This window comes from Microbacterium mitrae (assembly GCF_008017445.1).
GTDB classification, from domain to species: domain Bacteria; phylum Actinomycetota; class Actinomycetes; order Actinomycetales; family Microbacteriaceae; genus Microbacterium; species Microbacterium mitrae.
Window position 1 is genome coordinate 108,366 of sequence record NZ_VRSW01000001.1, and the last position, 18,794, is coordinate 127,159.

Genomic DNA, 18,794 nt, shown 5'->3' on the forward strand with positions numbered 1-18,794 from the left:
CACTATGATTGGCTGACTGATCCCGGGGGAGGTGGCACGAATGACTGAGACGGTTCCTCCTGCCCCCGGGAACCACTCCAGCCTGCGCTGGATGGTTCCGCGCATCTTCTCGCGGTCGGTGCGGCGCGACGATTTGGAGCACTTGCTTCGTACCGTTCGTTCGCACCACCCGCGCGGTGACCTCACGATCATCGAGCACGCCTACGAGATCGCGGCGCAAAAGCACGAGGGTCAAAAGCGTCAGAGCGGCGAGCCGTACATCACCCACCCGGTGGCGGTCGCGCAGATTCTGGCAGAACTGGGCCTGGGTCCGCGTGCCATCGCGGCGGCCCTGCTGCATGACACCGTAGAAGACACCGGCTACCCGCTGGAAGAGTTGCAGGCTGAGTTCGGCGACGAAGTCGCCTTGCTCGTTGACGGCGTTACCAAGCTTGACAAGGTGAAGTACGGCGAAAGCGCGCAGGCCGAAACCGTTCGCAAGATGATCATCGCGATGTCGAAAGACATTCGCGTGCTGATGATCAAGCTTGCCGATCGCCTTCACAATGCCCGTACGTGGGGGTTTGTTCCTCCCGAGAAGGCCGCCAAGAAGGCGACCGAGACTCTCGAGATTTACGCGCCCCTCGCCAACCGTCTCGGTATTCAGACGGTCAAGAGCGAGCTGGAAGACCTCTCGTTCGCGGTATTGCACCCCAAGATGTACGCGGAGATTGAGTCGCTGGTTAAGCAGCGCACCCCGCAGCGGGAGCAGTACGTGAAGAGCGTGATCTCGGCTGTCGAAGAAGATCTACGGGCGCAACGCATCAAGGGCAAGGTCGCGGGGCGGCCCAAACAGCTCTACTCGGTCTACCAAAAGATGATCGTTCGTGGTCGTTCGTTCGATGACATTTACGACCTCATTGGCATTCGCATTCTGGTTCCGACAGTTCGTGACTGCTATGCGGTTCTCGGCGCACTGCATGCGCGCTGGACGCCGCTGCCTGGGCGGTTCAAGGACTACATCGCAACGCCGAAGTTCAACCTGTATCAGTCGCTGCACACGACGGTCATCGGCCCGGGCGGTCGCACCGTTGAGCTGCAGATTCGTACCTACGAGATGCACCAGCAGGCCGAATACGGTGTCGCCGCACACTGGGCGTACAAAGAGCGCATGGCGGGCAACCGCACCGACAGTAAGGCGTCGGACGCGGATCTCGCCTGGGTTGCCCGCATCTCCGACTGGGGTGCAGAAACGGCCGACCCGGGGGAGTTCCTCGATTCGCTCCGGTTCGAAATCGGTGCCAAAGAGGTCTATGTCTTCACCCCGAAGGGGCGAGTCATTGGCCTTCCGACCGGTGCCACGCCGGTGGACTTCGCGTACGCCGTGCACACCGAAATTGGTCACCGCACCATGGGCGCCAAGGTCAACGGCCGCCTGGTTCCGCTAGAAACCAAGCTCAACTCGGGCGAAATCGTTGAGGTCTTCACCTCTAAGAACCCGGACGCCGGGCCCAGTCAAGACTGGCTGAACTTTGTCGCCTCGACCCGTGCACGGAACAAGATTCGCGGCTGGTTCACGAAGGAGCGCCGCGAGGAAGCCATTGAGCAGGGCAAAGACGCGATCGCACGCGCGATGCGTCGTCAGAACCTGCCGTTACAGCGTTTGATGAACCAAGACTCGTTCTTGGAAGTGGCGTTGCAGATGCGCTACGAAGATGTTTCGGCGCTCTACGCCGCCGTCGGTGAAGGACACATCTCCACCCAATCGGTGCTGGAGAAGGTCGCGGCGCTGATCAACGCGTCGGACACGGCAACCGGACCGATCGAGATTCCGACGGTCGGCAAGTCACGCGCACCACGAAATGGCGACTCCGGCATCTTGGTGCGCGGCGCGCCAGACATTCTCGTCAAACTCGCCAAGTGCTGCACCCCGGTGCCGGGCGACGCCATCGTCGGCTTCGTGACGCGAGGCAGCGGCGTGAGCGTGCACCGCGCCGACTGCAACAATGTGGCGGCACTGAAAGAAGACAAGGACCGCCTCATCGAGGTGGAGTGGGCGCCGACCACGAAGAGCGTCTTCATGGTGCAGATTCAGGTTGAGGCGTTGGATCGCTCTGGCCTACTCTCCGATGTCACGCGTGTGCTTTCGGAGCATCACGTCAACATTCTTTCGGCCACCGTGCAGACCACGACCGATCGACTAGCGCTGAGCCGTTTTGTGTTCGAAATGGGTGACACCGTGCACCTTGATCGGGTGCTGAACGCGGTGCGTCGTATCGACGCCGTGTATGACGTGTATCGGGTCACCCAGTCTTAGCTCGCGTTCTCGACGGGGTTAAGTTCTGCTCCGACGCGCTGCAAAAGTTCCGAGGCCTTGCTGGCTCCGGACAGTCGGGAGTGGTGCGAGCACCAGGCGATTGCGCCAGCAATGCTCGCCGGGTGCGTGCACGCCATCATTCTGATCGCCGCAATGTCTCTGACGCGTGCGAGATCGGCAACGGTGCGCTCAATGCTGGTGACCGCAACGTCACCAAACCACACCAGGTCATCGTCGCCGACGAATCCGTCGCGGTAGACGATGCGGGCCCGCGGATAGATGTTCTGACGCTGCCGTGTCGCGCGCTGCACCGTGAGGGTTGCCGGCGAGTCGGCGAGGGCGCCCCACACCCAGGCGGCCAGCGCATGCGTTGCGGCCATGGCGGGCGCGAGCATGGGCGCGAGAGAACGGGCGCGCAGCCACGGTGTCTCCGGCGCGTCGGTGGGAACGTACCCTTCACCGAGCGGAACCACGTCGCCGTCGAGCGCTGCCGCGCTCAACTCAGCGATCGAGAGTTGGTCACCGGGAAACTTTATTGCGCTGCTCATCTCCCCAGTGTTGATGCCGCAGCGGTGTACCGGGAGGTTCCGCCATCATCTGTGGAAAAGCTTCCTGAGATCGCCGACGGTGGATAACGCGCCGCGGACAGGCCTCGGACAAACGGGTGGGGCGCCAAACTGTGCGTGACGCCCCACCCGTTTACTTCGAACTTAAGCGCCGAGAGCCTTCAGCCAAGCGCGGCGAGCCTCCAGGGCTTCCTTCGCTTCCTTGATGGCCTTCGCGTTTCCGGCCTTCTCGGCCGCGGCAAGCTCAGCTTCGAGCTTGTCGATCGCGTCGAGCAGCTGGCGGCTCATGCCATCGGCGCGCGCCTGCGTCTCCGGGTTATTCTTCTTCCAGTCGACGTCTTCGCGCGAGCGCAGTGCCTGCTCGATCTTGCGCATTTCGTCGTCGAGCTGGCGCTCCTTGTCGCGCGGGAAGATGCGTCCTACTTCATCCCAGCGACGCTGAATGCTGGTGAGAAGCTGACGCGCCTTGCGCAAATCGGCTTCGTCTGCCACCGCAGCGGCCTCAACAAGCAGAGCCTTACGGGCTTCGATCAGCGGAAGCGACTCTGCCTGCTCGGCGGCGTCGCGCTTCGAGCGTGCGGAGTACAGGGCGTCACCGGCAGCCTTAAAGCGGGCCCACAGCGCATCATCGACCTTGCGACCGGCGCGGCCGGAGGCCTTCCACTCATCGAGCAACGAGCGGTAGGCGGCGATACCCTCTTCGCCGCGTGAGGCGAGGGCCTCCGCGCGCTCGACAAGCTTCGTCTTGGTCTGGCGTGCACCCTTGTGCGTCTCATCGAGCTGAGCGAAGAACTCGCGGCGGTGACGCTCAACCGTGCTGCGTGCGTTGCGGAATCGCTTCCACAGGTCGTTTGCCGTGTTCTTCGGCAAGCGCGGGCCGGTCTGCTGGTGTGCCTGCCAATCGTCGAAGAGTGCAGAAAGCTCAGCAGATGCGACCTTCCACTGCACGGTCTTCGGGTCACGAGCGGCCAATGCTTCGGCCTTCTCAACCAGCACGGTGCGCTCTGCGATGGCGGCATCCACAGCCTCGCGCTGGGCGCGCTGTTCCTCTTCGGTGGCAGCGCTCAGCGTTTCGGTCAGCGCAGCGACGCGAACGGCCAAACCGGCGAGGTCGCCAACGGCTGCTGCACCTTCCAGCTCCTTGCTGACGTGGCCAGCCTGCTGTGCGAGGTCTGAGGCCGAGGCGCCACCGCTGCGGCGCTGCTCAAGAATACGAACCTTGAACTCCAGCTCGTCGAACTTGCGAACGAAGTAAGCGAGCGCCTCATCGGGCGTACCGTCCGGGTACTCGCCGACGACGCGCCAGTCGCTGCCTTCACGCACCGACACGATGCCAGCCTCGTCAACGCGGCCCCACGGTTCCGCGGGCGTCGCAACCGACGCTGGCTTTGCGGGCGCCTTGGGCACCGGGCGCGGCAGGGGAGCGGGCTTCGGCGCTGCCGGCGTGGCAACCGCTACCGGAGTCTCGGCGTCAGTGTCAGCGGCGGGCGCTTCGGCGGGAGTCTCGGCGGCGTTCTCATCAGCCGGGGCCTCGGTGGCGCTCTCGTCAGCAGGAGCCTGCTCGGCGCCAGATTCGTCGTTCGTCGTCACCTCCGGCGCGGTGGTCTCGACTGCTTCAGCGTTGACCTCGACGGTCGTTGCTTCTTCGTTGGTGGGCTCTGTGCTGGACACGTGATTCTCCTGACGCGGCGGCCGCCGTGGTGGAGTGGAAAGGACAGCAACAGCCTAGTACGCAGGGCAGAGTTCAGTTCAACCCTGATCGAATCCGTTCTCGCCGTGTTCTCACCAGGCGAAGTCGTACAGCGGCGCAGTGTCTGATGCGGTCGATAGCATGAACGTATGACTTCGTCCGCCGCGCTTCACCAGGGCCAGACGCCGCTTGCGGTGCGCATGCGCCCCACCTCGCTTGATGAGGTCGCGGGGCAGCAGCACCTTCTCAAGCCCGGCTCTCCGCTGGTGAAGCTTGCCGATCGCGAGGCCGCACCGGGTGCCGTATCCGTGATTTTGTGGGGTCCGCCCGGCACCGGAAAGACGACGCTCGCCCAGGCGATTGCACGATCAAGCGGCCGTCGCTTTGTCGAGCTCAGCGCGATCACCGCCGGCGTTAAAGACGTTCGTGAGGTCATGCAAGACGCGATGACGCAGCGCGACCTCTACGGTGCGAGCACCATCCTGTTTCTCGACGAGATTCACCGCTTCACCAAGGCGCAGCAAGATGCACTGCTGCCCGGCGTCGAAAACGGTTGGGTCATACTGATTGCCGCCACCACGGAGAACCCGTCGTTCTCGGTTATTTCTCCGCTGCTGTCACGCTCGCTGTTGTTGACTCTCGCGCCGCTCACCGACGACGACCTGACGGTGCTTGTCGAGCGCGCCGTCGCCGACGCACGGGGCCTCAACGGTCAGATCGCGCTTGCGCCCGACGCGCTGAGCGCGCTCGTGCGGCTCGCGTCCGGCGACGCCCGTCGCGCGCTCACCGCGCTGGAGGCGGCTGCCGTCGTTGCCGGTGGTGCCGAGGGTGACGGAACCATCACCGCTGAGCACGTATCGCAAGCGGTAGACAGGGCACTGTTGCGATACGACCGGCAGGGTGACGAGCACTACGACGTTATTAGTGCCTTCATTAAGTCGATCCGTGGTTCCGACGTTGACGCCGCCATGCACTATCTCGCGCGCATGATCGAGGCGGGAGAAGACCCACGCTTCATCGCACGCAGGCTCGTGATCTCCGCATCTGAAGACATCGGGCTGGCCGATCCGCAGGCGCTGGTGATTGCGATCGCTGCCGCTGACGCCGTGGCGTTTATCGGTATGCCGGAGGGGCGCATTCCGCTTGCCGAGGCAACGGCATATCTTGCCACCACCGCGAAATCCAACGCGGCCTATGTCGCCATCAATGCGGCCATCGCCGATGTGCGAGCGGGCGGGTTCGGCCGGGTTCCCAAACCGCTGCGAGACGCCCACTACGCGGGTGCGAAACGGCTGGGGCACGGCAAGGGCTACAAATACCCACACGATGCCGAGGTTGGCGTGGTCGCGCAGCAGTATTTGCCCGACGAATTGGTGGGCAGACGCTACTACGAACCGAAAAACCTCGGTGCCGAGCGTGATGTCGCCGCGCGACTCGAACGCATCCGCCGCATTTTGGAAGGCTGATCGCACCGCCGCGCCACGCACTCCACGACAGCCACCGCCGCGCGGGCGTGGTTCCGGTACGTAACCCCGCAAATTCACGCCAACGGCGGCCACCCGCCTCCCAGGCTCGTGGGGTGGCGTCTGATAGCATTGACGCGGCTCGAACCAAGTTTTCGAGCATCTCCTTCCTCTTCATACTTCTGTGAGTGCCCCGGCGTGCGCACACAGCGGGCGAGGAAGCGGGGATACGCCCGTGAGTCATGAACGACGTGACCACGTCAGAAAGGAAGGGCCTTCGTGTCGACGAAGTCTCGTACCCGTAGCAAGGCGCGCCTGTCGCGCTCGCTCGGAATCCCGCTTACCCCCAAGGCTGCACGCATTCTCGAAAAGCGCGCATACGGCCCCGGTGAGCACGGCCGCACCAAGCGCAAGGCAGACAGCGACTACGCTGTTCGTCTTCGCGAGAAGCAGCGTCTTCGCGCCCAGTACGGCATCCGCGAGAAGCAGCTCCGCATCGCATTCAACGAGGCTCGCCGCGTTGATGGTCTGACCGGTGAAAACCTGGTCGAGATCCTCGAGACGCGTCTTGACGCTCTCGTGCTGCGTGCAGGTTTCGCTCGCACCACGGCACAGGCACGTCAGCTCGTCGTGCACCGCCACATCCTCGTTGACGGCCAGCTGGTTGACCGTCCGTCCTTCCGTGTGAAGCCGGGTCAGACCATCCACGTCAAGGAGAAGAGCGAAGCTCTTGAGCCGTTCCAGGTTGCAGCTGCCGGCGGTCACGCCGACGTTCTGCCCCCGGTTCCGGGTTACCTCGAGGTTCAGCTCGACAAGCTTCAGGCACGCCTCGTGCGCGCTCCGAAGCGCGCAGAGGTCCCCGTGACCTGTGAAGTTCAGCTCGTCGTCGAGTACTACGCAGCTCGCTAATCACAGCGCTTTAGGAGAGGCGTCGGGATTCCCGGCGCCTCTTCGCGTCTACGATGGATACGCACTGGCGTATTGCCCCCGACGACGAGGATTAAGACATGAAGAACCTGCTCTGGTTCATGTTTGGCATTATCGGCGGCTTCGTGGCGGCCCATTTGGTCAATAAAGATCCGCGTGGCCACGAACTGCTGGAACAGGTTGATGCTCGCATTTCTGAGTTCACCGACCGCATGTCCGACGCCTATCACGACCAGCAGTCTGCGTTGCACAGCATTGTTGATGACGCGGCGGCAACCGTTGCCGATGCGTCATCGCGCCAGCAGCCATCCAACTGATTCACCGAGCACCCGAGCTCTCTAAGGAACGACTCCTCACGTTATGAAGACCGCGGAAATCGCACAGCGTTACCTGGACTACTTCAAGAAGAACGACCACACCATCGTGCCTTCGGCATCGCTGGTCAGCGATGACCCGTCGATTCTGTTCACGATCGCCGGCATGGTTCCGTTCATTCCCTACCTCACCGGAGTGGTTCCGGCGCCCTTCTTGCGCGCGGCCGACGTGCAAAAGTGCATCCGCACCAACGACATTGAAGAGGTCGGCAAGACCGCACGTCACGGTACGTTCTTCCAGATGCTCGGCAACTGGTCATTCGGCGACTACTTCAAAGAAGACGCCATCCGCATGGCGTGGGGTCTACTGACGACCTCAGAAGCCGACGGCGGTCTGGGATTCAGCCCCGACGACCTCTGGGTCACCGTCTTCGAGTCTGACGACGAGGCAGCAGAGCTCTGGCAGAAGGTCGCAGGCCTCCCGGCTGAACGAATTCAGCGTCTGGGTGCAGAAGACAACTATTGGCACACCGGCCAGCCCGGCCCCGCCGGCCCCTGCTCCGAAATCTACTTCGACCGCGGCCCGGCCTACGGCCAAGACGGCGGACCGGCGGTTGACGACAACCGCTTCTTGGAGATCTGGAACCTCGTGTTCATGCAGGATCTGATCGCCAACGTGCGCTCGAAAGTTGACTTCGACATCGTCGGTGAGTTGCCCAACAAGAACATCGACACCGGCATGGGTCTGGAACGTGTTGCCTTCATCAAGCAAAACGTCGAGAACATGTACGAGATCGACCAGGTTCGCCCGGTATTGGACAAGGCTGTTGAGCTGTCGGGTCGCGCGTATGGCGAGAATGCCGAAGACGACGTTCGATTCCGCGTTATCGCTGACCACGTGCGCAGTGCCATGATGCTGCTGAGCGACGGCGTCACGCCCTCCAACGAGGGTCGCGGCTACATTCTTCGCCGCCTGATGCGTCGCACCATCCGCTCGATGCGCCTGCTCGGCGTTGACGGCCCCACCTTCCTTGAGCTGTTCACCGCTTCACGCGACGCGATGAAAGACAGCTACCCGATTCTGCTCACCGACTGGGCACGAATCGAGCGCTACGCACTCGGCGAAGAAGAAACCTTCTTGCGCACGCTGGTCGCTGGTTCCGCGATCCTGGATGAGGCGATTGACGTTGCCAAGAAGGCGGGCACAACGACGCTGGCCGGCCCCGAGGCCTTCCTGCTTCACGACACGTACGGCTTCCCGATTGACCTGACGCTGGAGATCGCAGAAGAGGCTGGCGTTTCTGTTGACCGTGCGGCTTTTGACGAGCTCATGCTGGCGCAGCGTACGCGTGCCAAGGCCGACGCCAAGTCGCGCAAGCGTCAGATCGCCGATCTCACCGTTTACTCGGAGTTCCGCTCGCTCGGTGAGACCACGTTTACCGGCTACACCGACCTAGAGACCTCGTCTCGCGTGCTCGGCATTCTCGTTGACGGGTTGCCCGTCACGGTTGCCCGTGCCGGCGAGATTGCCGAAGTGATTTTGGCCGAGACCGCGCTGTATGCCGAGTCTGGTGGCCAGGTTGCCGACAAGGGAACGATTGTTGGCGACGGGTTTGAGCTTGACGTCATTGACGTGCAAAAGCCGGTTCCTGGGCTCATCAGCCACACGGTTGAGGTGCTAACGGGTGAAGTCACGATTGACGCGCCCGCGACGACCGTCGTTGACGCCGCAAATCGTCGCGCCGCTCAGCAGGCACACTCCGCAACCCACCTGGTGCACGCCGCGTTGCGCGACACACTCGGCAAGACGGCAACGCAGTCTGGCTCGCTCAACCGTGCTGGTTACATGCGTTTCGACTTCGCGTGGAACCAGGCGCTGAGTGCCGAGACGAAGACCGAGATCGAAGAGATCACCAACAACGCGGTGCAAGACAACCTTGAGGTCACCACCCGCATCATGTCGCTGGACGATGCCAAGGCTGCTGGCGCCATGGCGCTCTTTGGCGAGAAGTACGGTTCCACGGTGCGCATGGTCGACATCGGCGGCCCGTGGTCGCGCGAGTTGTGCGCCGGCACGCACGTGTCATCGTCGGCGGAAATCGGTCTGGTCAGCGTGATCGGCGAGGCATCTGTTGGCGCCTCAAACCGCCGCATCGAGGCGCTGGTCGGTCAAGATGCCTTCCGGGAGCTTGCGGCAGAACGTGCCCTCGTGCACGAGCTGACGGCGTCTCTCAAGACTCCGCGTGACCAGCTGGCTGCCCGCATCGCCGAGCTCAGCGCCAACCTCAAATCGGCAGAAAAGAAGATTGCCGCGTTTGAATCGCGCGCGCTTGCCGACCGCGTGCCGAACCTCGTGAACAGCGCCACGACCCGCGACGGCTGGACGATTGTTGCCGAAAACCTCGGAACCGTGGGCTCGGCTGACGATGTGCGCGCGCTCGTGACGCAGGTGCGCGAGCGACTGTCATCGCAGCAGGCTGTTGTTGCACTCGCAGGTGTTGCGGGGGATCGCCCCGTGATCGTTGTAGCAACCACTCAGACTGCCCGCGACGCCGGAGCTCAGGCGGGCGCGCTCGTCAAGATTGCCTCCGGCGTGCTCGGCGGCGGTGGCGGCGGAAAGCCCGATATGGCACAGGGCGGCGGAACAGACGTTCACGCCATTGCCGCGGCGCTTGAGGCTGTCACGCGTGCCGTAGGGGCCGCGTGAGCGAATTTCGGCGTGGCACCCGCATCGGTATCGATGTGGGTAAAGCGCGCGTCGGGGTCGCGAAATGCGACCCCGACGGCCTGCTGGCAACCCCCGTGGAGACGGTGGTGCGCGATGAGAATGCGGTCAGCCGGGTTCTCGCCATCGCAGACGACTACAGCACGTTGGAGTTCGTCATCGGGTTGCCGATGAATCTGCGAGGCGAGGAGACGCCCTCCACGGCTGACGCCCGGGCTTTCGCCACAGCGCTCGCTTCCCGCACCTCAGCGCCGGTCCGCATGGTCGATGAACGGCTCAGCACGGTTACCGCGCACTCCGCGCTTCGTGCCTCCGGCCGAAACCAAAAAAACTCCCGTAACATTGTCGATCAGGTCGCGGCCGTGGTGATTCTGCAGCACGCCATCGACACCGAAAAGCGTTCAGGAGCCGCCCCTGGGTTTCTGATTTCCCCCGAATCGGAGCCTGCATCATGACGACTCCCACCAACGACGATCAGCCGCGCCCGCTGTCACGCCGCGAGATGCGTGAAGCCGCCGCCCAGCAGAACTCGCCCGCAACAGCCGAGACAGCGCAGCCAACCCCCACCGAGGCCGCGCCCGCAGCGGCCGCCGTGGTTCCTCCCGCAGCCGACACCGTGGTTCCGCCCGCAGACGGCACCGTGGTTCCGCCCGCCGAGGTCGACGTCGATCTCGCGCGTGAAGCCGCCGAACTTTTTCCGCGCCGGTCTGATGTCGCCTCCTTTGCGATGCGAACCGGTTCGGTACCCACCAACGCCAATGACGACGTTACCCCGGAGCAAACGTTGACCGATATTTTCGATGACGCTCACGCTGTTCGACCGAAGAAGAAGCGGGCGGGCTGCATTGTTGCGCTCGTCGTTGTGCTGGCGATTCTCGGTGGCCTGACGGCCGGCGGCGTTTGGGTGTGGAACACCTATGGCGAGAAGATCCAAGAATTCCTCGGCACCGGCGAGTCCAAAGACTACGAAGCGGGCCTGGCCGAGGGCGAAGTGATGTTCACTATTCACCCCGGTGATGGCGGGTTGCAGATTTCGTACGCCCTCTTTGAGGCGGGCGTGACGAAGTCCGACGAGATCTTCTACGACTGGCTGCGTGAAAACCCACCGACTCCGACGTTCTACCCCGGCACCTACCAATTGCAGGAGAAGATGACGGCGGCGGCGGCAGCCGCGGTGCTGGGCGACGTCAACAACAAGGTGTCAAACGCCGTGCTGCTGCGTGAAGGGGAGACTCTGCAGACGATTCTGCCGACGATTTCCGAGTCGCTTCAGATCCCGATCGAAGATCTGGAGGCCGCCGCGGCTGACCCCGCAGCATATGGCATTCCGGCTGCCAGCCTTGAGGGCTGGCTCTTTCCCGCCACGTACGACTTCAATGAAAGCGCGACGGCAACGGACGTCATTGCCACGATGGTGAACCGCACTATCGAGTCGCTTGATCAGGCGGGTGTGCCGGTTGATGACCGCCAGCGCATCCTCACGGTTGCTGCCATCATCCAGCGTGAAGCGGGAGCCGGAGACATGGGCAAGGTGGCGCAGGTCATTTACAACCGCCTGGGACCCGACAACGTCGAAACCTACGGTCTGCTGCAGATGGACTCCACCGTCGCGTATGGTGTCGGCAAGCTCCATGACGGTGTCGTCGCCACCACCGACGAAGATCGCGCCAACGACAACCCGTACAACACATACCTGCACCCGGGACTACCCGCCGGCCCCATCGCAAACGCCGGTGATGAAGCCATCGACGCCGCAATGCACCCGGAGCCCGGTCCCTGGTTCTACTTCGTCACCGTTAACCTCGACACGGGCGAAACGATCTTCTCCGAGACGTATGCGCAACAGCTGGAGGCTGAAAAGCTCTGGCACCAGTGGTGTGAAGACCACCCAGACTCGGGATGCTATTCGTCATGACCTCGCTGCAGGTCTGGGGAGACCCCATCGAGCACAGCCGCTCACCGCGCCTTCACACGGCGGCGTACGCTGCGCTCGGGCTGGATTGGTCATACACTCGCCGACAAGTGAGCGCCGACCAATTTGCCAGCGAATTTGCGAGCCTTGATTCGTCGTATCGCGGACTCTCGCTCACCATGCCGCTGAAAGAGTCTGCGTACGCTGCGGCCTCCTGGTGTGATGAGCGCGCAGAACGTACCGGAGCCGTCAACACGCTGTTGCTGAGCAAGGGCGCCGTGCGCGGATACAACACCGATGTCGGCGGGTTTCTCGGCGCCCTGCGCGAAAACGGCGTTTCCAACCTCACCAGCGCACGTATTGTCGGCGCCGGAGCAACCGCGGCGAGCGCCCTGGTGGCTCTTGCCGAGGCGGGGGCCGAGCGGGTGGAAGTTATCGCTCGCACGCCCGAAAAGGCGATGCCGTTGCTCGATGCCGCCGCGCGCCTCGGCATCACGGCCACGGCAATCGCGATCGACGACGTCACCCGGTTCAGTACCGTTGACGCCACGATTGCAACGCTGCCGGGCGGAACCACGGTGTCAGAGGTCAGCGCTGCGCGAATCGCCGAGACGGGGGGAGTGTTGCTCGATGCCGTCTACGCGCCGTGGCCAACGCAACTTGCCGACGCTTTTGGTTCCGCCGGTCTGAAAGCAGCGTCGGGCGAACTCATGCTGCTGCATCAGGCGGTGCTCCAGGTGCGGGTATTCGTTAACGAAGATGTGCACGCCCCGCTGCCGAACGAAGACGTCATCGTGGCGGCGATGCGTGCCGCGCTCATGGGAGACTAGAACAATGCTTCGTGTTCTGACCGCAGGTGAATCTCACGGCCCCGAGCTCATTGCCATCATGGAGGGTCTGCCCGCGGGCGTTCCCATCGCGATGGACACGATTCGCGCTGACCTGGCGCGTCGCAAGCTCGGTTATGGCCGCGGCTCGCGCATGAAGTTCGAAGAAGACGAACTCACCATCTCCAGCGGCGTGCGTCACGGCTCAAGCCTGGGCAGCCCCATTGCGATTCGCATTGGCAACACTGAATGGCCGAAGTGGCGCGAAGTGATGAGCGCCGAGCCTGTTGAGGCGACCGATCTTTCTCGCGGTCGTGGCGCCGCCCTCACGCGCCCGCGCCCCGGGCACGCTGATCTCGTTGGCATGCAGAAGTACGATTTCGACGAGGCGCGACCGATTCTGGAACGCGCAAGCGCCCGAGAAACCGCGGCTCGCGTCGCGCTTGGCGCCATCGCCCGCTCCTTTCTCAGCGAGCTGGGCATTGGCCTAGTGAGCCACACGCTGTCGATGGGTCCGGTTCGCGTGCCAGAGGACATGCCGCTGCCGACCCCCGCCGATGTCGCCGCGCTCGACGCCGATCTGCTGCGATGCTTTGACCCCGCCACGAGCGAAGCCATGGTTGTCGAGGTCGATGACGCCCGTAAGTCTGGCGACACCGTCGGCGGCATTGTCGAGGTACTCGCCTACGGTCTGCCGCCCGGGCTCGGATCGCACGTGCAGTGGGACCGCCGTCTTGACGCGAAGCTTGCGCAAGCGCTGATGAGCATTCAGGCGATTAAGGCGGTCGAGGTCGGTGATGGTTTTGAGACCACGCGCCGACGCGGTTCTGCCGCGCACGACGAGCTTCACCTGTCGGATGGAACCATCACGCGTTCGTCGGACCGCGCTGGCGGTATCGAGGGTGGCATGTCGACGGGCACGCTGTTGCGGGTACGCGCCGGCATGAAGCCGATCGCGACGGTTCCGCATGCGCTACGAACCATTGATGTGGCAACGGGTGAAGAAGCAACCGCGCACCACCAGCGCTCAGATATCAGTGCCGTCCCAGCGGCGGGCGTCGTCGCCGAGGCGATGGTCGCGATTACCCTCGTCGACGTGATTCTGGAAAAGTTTGGCGGCGATTCGTTGGGGGAGACGCGGCGCAACATTGCCAGCTACCTCGATCACATTCCCGAGACGCTGAAGACGGCAGACGCGAGCGACGCGTCGCTGGCATGACGACGCGCGCGGTCGTGCTGATCGGCCCGATGGGTGTTGGTAAGTCCAGCATCGGTCGAAAGCTCGCCAAAACGCTGTCGCGCACGTTTTTAGACACCGACAGCGTGATTGCTCGCGAGCATGGCCCGATTCCGCAGATCTTTGCGCAGCACGGTGAGGCCTATTTTCGCGAGGTGGAGCGCGAGGCCGTGGCTCGAGCCGTCGCAGACGGCGGCGTTGTCGCCCTCGGTGGCGGCGCGGTGCTGAACGAGAGCACGCGCGAGCTGCTGCGCGAGCACCGTGTCGTGTTGCTGGATGTCTCTGAGGCGGTTGTCGCCGGACGCATCGGCCACGGCGAGGGGCGGCCACTGCTGTCCGGCGTGGATGAAGATCCGATGATCAGGTGGAAGCGCATTCGAGCGGAGCGCTGGCCGGTTTACGAGTCGCTCGCCGATGTGACGTTTGATACGTCGCGCGGCCACATTGCTTATGTTGTATCGGCTATCGCCGAGTGGGTTCAGGAGGAAGAACAATGAGTGAGATCACCACGATCTCTGTGGCGGGCACGCCCGGCTACGACATCACGGTCGGCAATGGCGTCATCTCCCAGCTGGGTGAGGCGCTACCCGCGGGCGCGAAGAAGGTTCTCATCGTGCACACCGCCACCGTGGGCGCCGAAGCCGAAAAGTTGCGCGCACAATTGTCGGCCGACCGTGAGGTGCTACTCGCCGAGATTCCCGACGCCGAGCAGGGAAAGCGCATCGAGGTGGCCGCGTTCTGCTGGCAGATTCTCGGCCAGTCTGACTTCACCCGCTCCGACGCGATCGTAGGTTTCGGCGGCGGCGCAACCACCGACGTCGCCGGCTTCGTCGCGGCAACCTGGCTGCGCGGCATCGCCGTTGTGCAGGTTCCCACCACCGTGCTGGGCATGGTCGATGCTGCCGTCGGCGGCAAGACCGGGCTCAACACCAACGAGGGTAAGAACCTGGTTGGCGCGTTTTGGGAGCCAACCGCGGTCATCTGCGACCTCAACTACCTCACCACGCTCTCGCAAAATGAGGCGACGGCGGGCTTCGCCGAGGTGGTCAAGGCGGGCTTTATCGCTTACCCCGAGATTCTCGATCTGATTGAGGCCGACCCCACGCGGGCCACCGATGTCACGTCGGCAGAATTCCGTCGCTGCATTGAGCTCGCGATTCAGATGAAGGCCGACATTGTCGGCGAAGACTTTCGCGAGGCAGGCAAGCGCGAATTTCTGAACTACGGCCACACCCTGGGCCACGCGATCGAACACTCGGAGCGCTACAAGTGGCGTCACGGCGCCGCCGTCTCAATCGGCATGATGTACGTTGCCGAGCTTTCGCGCCTGGCAGGCCGACTCAGTGACGAGGCCGTCGACCGCCACCGCTCGATTCTCGAGTCGCTCGGGCTGCCGACAACCTACCGCGGCGGCGCGTGGAGCGCTCTGCTTGCCACGATGCAACGAGACAAGAAGTCGCGAGGCGGCATGCTGCGCTTCATTGTGCTCGACGAGATCGGTCGGCCCGCTGTCATGCAGGCGCCCGATGAGTCGCTGCTATTTGCCGCCTACCAAGAGATCGCCGAGTAGTCGGCGCTGGTAGCCTCCGATCATGAGCAGCGCCACAATCCTTCTCGTCAACGGGCCGAACCTCAACCTGCTGGGCGTGCGCGAGCCGGAGGTCTACGGAACCACGACGCTGGCCGACGTTGAAGCCCTCGTGCAGCGGGTTGCTGCTGAGGCTGGCTACGCGGTGCGTGCGATCCAAAGCAACCACGAGGGTGTCCTGATTGACGCGATTCACGACGCCCGCACCACGTGTGCCGGCATTGTCATCAATCCGGGTGGGCTGACTCACACCTCCGTCGTGCTGCGCGACGCACTCACCGGCGTATCGCTGCCCTTCGCTGAGGTGCACATTTCTGACGTTTACGAGCGTGAGTCGTTCCGCCATCACTCCTATCTCACCGACGTTGCCGCCGTGCATGTGGTGGGCGAGGGTATCGACGGCTACGCACGCGCGACGCGCGAACTCATCGAGTACATCAACGCCCACTGACGCGCTCAAACAGCGCTCAGGCACAATCACGTAGACTGTTTGGCTGGACGCATTCGTCCACCAACCTCACGAACGGACATACATTCCTTATGGCATCGACCGCAGACATCAAAAACGGTGTCGTCCTTTCGATCGACGGACAGCTCTGGAGCGTTATTGAGTTCCAGCACGTGAAGCCTGGCAAGGGTGGCGCGTTTGTTCGCACGAAGCTGAAGAACGTCGTTTCGGGCAAGACCGTTGACCGCACCTACAACGCTGGCGCCAAGATCGAGATCGAGAACGTCGATCGCCGTGACTTCCAGTACCTCTACAACGATGGCGATGGCTTCGTCTTCATGGACGTCGCAGACTACGACCAGCTCACCGTTCCGGCCGCGACCGTTGGCGACGCCGCCAACTTCCTGCTGGAAAACCAGATGGTCACCATCGCGCTCAACAATGGCACCCCGCTGTACCTTGACCTGCCGGCGTCCGTCATTCTCGAAGTGACCTACACCGAGCCCGGTCTGCAGGGCGACCGCACATCTGCCGGCACCAAGCCTGCAACCGTTGAGACGGGCTACGAGATTCAGGTTCCGCTGTTCCTGGAGACCGGAACCAAGATCAAGGTTGACACTCGCACGGGCGAGTACCTGGGTCGCGAAAAGTAAATTGGGCGCTCGTACGAAGGCGCGCAAACGCGCGCTCGACATTCTGTATTCGGCCGACGTTCGCGGCGACGACATTGGCGTAACGCTTGCCGCCGAGGCGACGCGCGCTGCGGCTGAGCCCGCACGCGCTGCCTCCTGGCTGTACGCACGCGAAATCGTTGACGGCGTCATCGACCACCAGAGCGAAATTGATGAGCAGATCGCGACGCACAGCCGCGACTGGAAGATTGAGCGCATGCCCGTCGTCGATCGTGCACTTTTGCGTATCGGCGTGTGGGAGATTCTCTTCAACGAGGAGATTCCGACCGCCGTCGCTATCGATGAAGCGGTTGATCTTGCCAAGGAGTTCTCCTCCGACGAGGCAGGTCCGTTCGTTCATGGCGTGCTGGCACGCATCGCACGCTCTTCGTAATCACGACGCTTCAACGCTGAGGCCCCGACCACTCGTCGGGGCCTCAGCGTTTTGTCACGGCCGCATTCAGCGTGATCGCTGGGCGGCACGCGTAGACTCAATTCGTTCCACACAGGAGGTAGAAAATGCGGATCACAGGGCTCGGCCATGCCGGAATGTTCATTGAAACGGCGGGCGGAAACATCCTCGCTGACCCGTGGGTAAAGCCCGCGTTCTTCGGTTCTTGGTTCCCCTTCCCAGACAACCGCGGCCTCGACTGGGAGAAGTACGGCCGCGAGGCTGACTTCCTCTACATCAGCCACCGCCACCGCGATCACTTTGACCCGTGGCTGCTGCAGACCTACGTCTCTAAAGACATTGAGGTGCTGCTGCCTGACTACCCGACAGACGACCTTGAGCAAGACATTCGTGCGCTCGGCTTCACCAACATCACCTACACGCAGGCTGGCGAAGTCATCGAACGTGGTCCGCTGCGACTCATGATCACGCCGCTGCGCGCGCCGTCCGACGGCCCCATCGGCGACTCGTCGCTGTCCATCGATGACGGCACCGCCTCGATCCTGAACCAGAACGACTCGCACCCACTCGACCTGGAAGCGCTGATGTCGTTCGGCAAGCCCGACGCCTACTTCACGCAGTTCTCCGGCGCGATCTGGTGGCCGATGGTCTACGACCTGCCGGCCGACGCAAAGCAGAACTTCGCGCACCTCAAGCGCGAAGCGCAGCACAAGCGCGCGATGTTCTACATCGAGAAGGTCGATGCCCCGCACGTCTTCCCGATGGCGGGTCCGCCGATGTTCCTCCGCGACGATCTGATCGACAACAACGGGCTCGGCCGCAACGGGTCGGTGGGCATCTTCACCGACCAGGTCGAATTCATCGACCGGATGAAGCAGGAGGCCCCGCAGTACGAGGGGCACGTGTTCTTCCCCGGCACCGTCGTCGAGGTCAATGGTTCCGACATCTCCGTCGAGCAGACGTTTTTCTCACAGGAGGAGATCGATCGCATCTTCGCCGACAAGTGGGCCTACCTTGACGAACAGCGCGCCTCGCGCCAGCAGGAGATCGCCGACGAGATCGCCTCGCGTGCGGCGGTGCTGGAGCCGGCCGAAATGATGGCGGCCTTGAAGGAATGGTGGGAACCACTGATGCGTCGCGCGCGCATCATGCGTAACGGCGTCGGCGGCCCGGTGCGCTACACCATTGGCGAGCTCGACATGGTGGTGGACTTTCCCAAGGCGAAGATCCGCGAGTATGCGGGGGAGGAGTGCGAGTTCTGGTTCCGCATTCCCGCTGACCTCGTCTCGACCAACATTCGCGATGGCGAAATCGACTGGTCAAACTCCATCTTCTTGTCGATGCAGTTCGAAACGACGCGTCAGGGCAAGTTCAACGAGTTCATCTACACGTTTATGAAATGCCTCTCGCGTGACCGTATCGAGTACACCGAGAACTGGTACTCCGAGCAGACCGACCAGACCGAAGACGCCGAGGTTGGCGACTGGATCGTACAACGCCGCTGCCCGCACCTGCGCGCAGACCTCACCAAGACCGGCAAGATCGACGAAGACGGCGTTCTGACGTGCTCGCTGCATGACTGGAAGTGGGACTTGAACACGGGCAAGTGCCTCACCACGCAGGGCCACCCGATTCGGGCGAAGAAGATGGGCGACGAGGTCTCCCACGCCGCCCTCGCACCCGCGAACGTCTAACGCGATCGTACGCAAAGGACTCAC

17 protein-coding genes are annotated in these 18,794 nt (G+C 63.1%); 15 read left to right on the forward strand and 2 right to left on the reverse strand.

Annotated elements, in window-relative coordinates:
* The first annotated feature begins 40 nt into the window (after positions 1–40).
* A complete protein-coding gene (locus FVP60_RS00475) occupies positions 41–2,296 on the forward strand; it encodes a RelA/SpoT family protein (RefSeq protein WP_147824324.1) in 2,256 nt (751 codons plus the stop codon).
* On the opposite strand, the gene FVP60_RS00480 is transcribed toward FVP60_RS00475, so the two are convergent.
* A complete protein-coding gene (locus tag FVP60_RS00480; RefSeq protein ID WP_147824325.1) occupies positions 2,293–2,844 on the reverse strand; it encodes a hypothetical protein in 552 nt (183 codons plus the stop codon). The two genes, FVP60_RS00475 and FVP60_RS00480, sit on opposite strands and share 4 nt — an antisense overlap.
* Positions 2,845–3,006: 162 nt before the next feature.
* The gene (locus FVP60_RS00485; RefSeq protein WP_246132483.1) at positions 3,007–4,269 is read right to left on the reverse strand and encodes a DUF349 domain-containing protein; all 1,263 of its coding nucleotides are present in this window, start codon (positions 4,267–4,269) and stop codon (positions 3,007–3,009) included.
* A 432-nt stretch (positions 4,270–4,701) separates the two neighbouring features.
* Between FVP60_RS00485 and FVP60_RS00490 the strand changes: the two genes are divergently transcribed.
* The 14 genes from FVP60_RS00490 (at position 4,702) to FVP60_RS00555 (ending at position 18,770) form a co-directional block, all read left to right on the forward strand.
* Positions 4,702–6,018 carry a replication-associated recombination protein A gene (locus tag FVP60_RS00490; protein ID WP_147824326.1) on the forward strand — a complete coding sequence of 439 codons (1,317 nt, stop codon included), beginning with the start codon at positions 4,702–4,704 and terminating at the stop codon, positions 6,016–6,018.
* Positions 6,019–6,294: 276 nt separating this feature from the next.
* Complete coding sequence (rpsD, locus tag FVP60_RS00495) at positions 6,295–6,924, forward strand: 30S ribosomal protein S4 (protein WP_147824327.1); 630 nt, start codon at positions 6,295–6,297, stop codon at positions 6,922–6,924.
* A gap of 98 nt (positions 6,925–7,022) precedes the next feature.
* Entirely contained in the window at positions 7,023–7,259 is a 237-nt protein-coding gene (locus FVP60_RS00500) for an ATPase (protein WP_147824328.1), read from the forward strand.
* A gap of 43 nt (positions 7,260–7,302) precedes the next feature.
* The gene (gene alaS, locus FVP60_RS00505) at positions 7,303–9,963 is read left to right on the forward strand and encodes an alanine--tRNA ligase (protein ID WP_147824329.1); all 2,661 of its coding nucleotides are present in this window, start codon (positions 7,303–7,305) and stop codon (positions 9,961–9,963) included.
* Complete coding sequence (gene ruvX / locus FVP60_RS00510; RefSeq protein ID WP_147824330.1) at positions 9,960–10,436, forward strand: Holliday junction resolvase RuvX; 477 nt, start codon at positions 9,960–9,962, stop codon at positions 10,434–10,436. The genes alaS and ruvX overlap by 4 nt, the downstream gene beginning before the upstream one ends.
* A complete protein-coding gene (gene mltG / locus FVP60_RS00515) occupies positions 10,433–11,896 on the forward strand; it encodes an endolytic transglycosylase MltG (protein ID WP_147824331.1) in 1,464 nt (487 codons plus the stop codon). The genes ruvX and mltG overlap by 4 nt, the downstream gene beginning before the upstream one ends.
* A complete protein-coding gene (locus FVP60_RS00520) occupies positions 11,893–12,723 on the forward strand; it encodes a shikimate dehydrogenase (protein WP_246132408.1) in 831 nt (276 codons plus the stop codon). Before mltG ends, FVP60_RS00520 begins: the two co-directional genes overlap by 4 nt.
* A gap of 4 nt (positions 12,724–12,727) precedes the next feature.
* Positions 12,728–13,939, forward strand: a complete 1,212-nt coding sequence (gene aroC, locus FVP60_RS00525) for a chorismate synthase (protein WP_147824333.1) — start codon at positions 12,728–12,730, stop codon at positions 13,937–13,939.
* Positions 13,936–14,454, forward strand: coding sequence for a shikimate kinase (locus tag FVP60_RS00530; RefSeq protein WP_147824334.1), 519 nt, complete (start codon positions 13,936–13,938; stop codon positions 14,452–14,454). Before aroC ends, FVP60_RS00530 begins: the two co-directional genes overlap by 4 nt.
* Positions 14,451–15,527: a 3-dehydroquinate synthase gene (gene aroB / locus FVP60_RS00535; RefSeq protein ID WP_147824335.1), complete on the forward strand. Its 1,077-nt coding sequence runs from the start codon at positions 14,451–14,453 to the stop codon at positions 15,525–15,527. Before FVP60_RS00530 ends, aroB begins: the two co-directional genes overlap by 4 nt.
* 22 nt (positions 15,528–15,549) lie before the next feature.
* A complete protein-coding gene (aroQ, locus tag FVP60_RS00540; RefSeq protein WP_147824336.1) occupies positions 15,550–15,996 on the forward strand; it encodes a type II 3-dehydroquinate dehydratase in 447 nt (148 codons plus the stop codon).
* 89 nt (positions 15,997–16,085) lie between these two features.
* On the forward strand, positions 16,086–16,646 hold the full coding sequence (efp, locus tag FVP60_RS00545; protein ID WP_147824337.1) for an elongation factor P: 561 nt from the start codon (positions 16,086–16,088) through the stop codon (positions 16,644–16,646).
* A gap of 1 nt (position 16,647) precedes the next feature.
* Positions 16,648–17,058: a transcription antitermination factor NusB gene (gene nusB, locus FVP60_RS00550; protein WP_147824338.1), complete on the forward strand. Its 411-nt coding sequence runs from the start codon at positions 16,648–16,650 to the stop codon at positions 17,056–17,058.
* Between the two features lie 125 nt (positions 17,059–17,183).
* Positions 17,184–18,770, forward strand: a complete 1,587-nt coding sequence (locus FVP60_RS00555; protein WP_147824339.1) for a Rieske 2Fe-2S domain-containing protein — start codon at positions 17,184–17,186, stop codon at positions 18,768–18,770.
* The last annotated feature ends 24 nt before the right edge of the window (positions 18,771–18,794 follow it).

Coding starts and splice junctions, on each gene's coding strand:
- FVP60_RS00475 (WP_147824324.1), top strand. CDS start 41: ATGACTGAGACGGTTCCTCCTGCCCCCGGGAACCACTCCAGCCTGCGC.
- aroQ (WP_147824336.1), top strand. CDS start 15,550: ATGAGCAGCGCCACAATCCTTCTCGTCAACGGGCCGAACCTCAACCTG.
- FVP60_RS00530 (WP_147824334.1), top strand. CDS start 13,936: ATGACGACGCGCGCGGTCGTGCTGATCGGCCCGATGGGTGTTGGTAAG.
- aroC (WP_147824333.1), top strand. CDS start 12,728: ATGCTTCGTGTTCTGACCGCAGGTGAATCTCACGGCCCCGAGCTCATT.
- FVP60_RS00500 (WP_147824328.1), top strand. CDS start 7,023: ATGAAGAACCTGCTCTGGTTCATGTTTGGCATTATCGGCGGCTTCGTG.
- alaS (WP_147824329.1), top strand. CDS start 7,303: ATGAAGACCGCGGAAATCGCACAGCGTTACCTGGACTACTTCAAGAAG.
- FVP60_RS00555 (WP_147824339.1), top strand. CDS start 17,184: ATGCGGATCACAGGGCTCGGCCATGCCGGAATGTTCATTGAAACGGCG.
- FVP60_RS00480 (WP_147824325.1), bottom strand. CDS start 2,844: ATGAGCAGCGCAATAAAGTTTCCCGGTGACCAACTCTCGATCGCTGAG.
- FVP60_RS00520 (WP_246132408.1), top strand. CDS start 11,893: ATGACCTCGCTGCAGGTCTGGGGAGACCCCATCGAGCACAGCCGCTCA.
- FVP60_RS00490 (WP_147824326.1), top strand. CDS start 4,702: ATGACTTCGTCCGCCGCGCTTCACCAGGGCCAGACGCCGCTTGCGGTG.
- mltG (WP_147824331.1), top strand. CDS start 10,433: ATGACGACTCCCACCAACGACGATCAGCCGCGCCCGCTGTCACGCCGC.
- efp (WP_147824337.1), top strand. CDS start 16,086: ATGGCATCGACCGCAGACATCAAAAACGGTGTCGTCCTTTCGATCGAC.
- aroB (WP_147824335.1), top strand. CDS start 14,451: ATGAGTGAGATCACCACGATCTCTGTGGCGGGCACGCCCGGCTACGAC.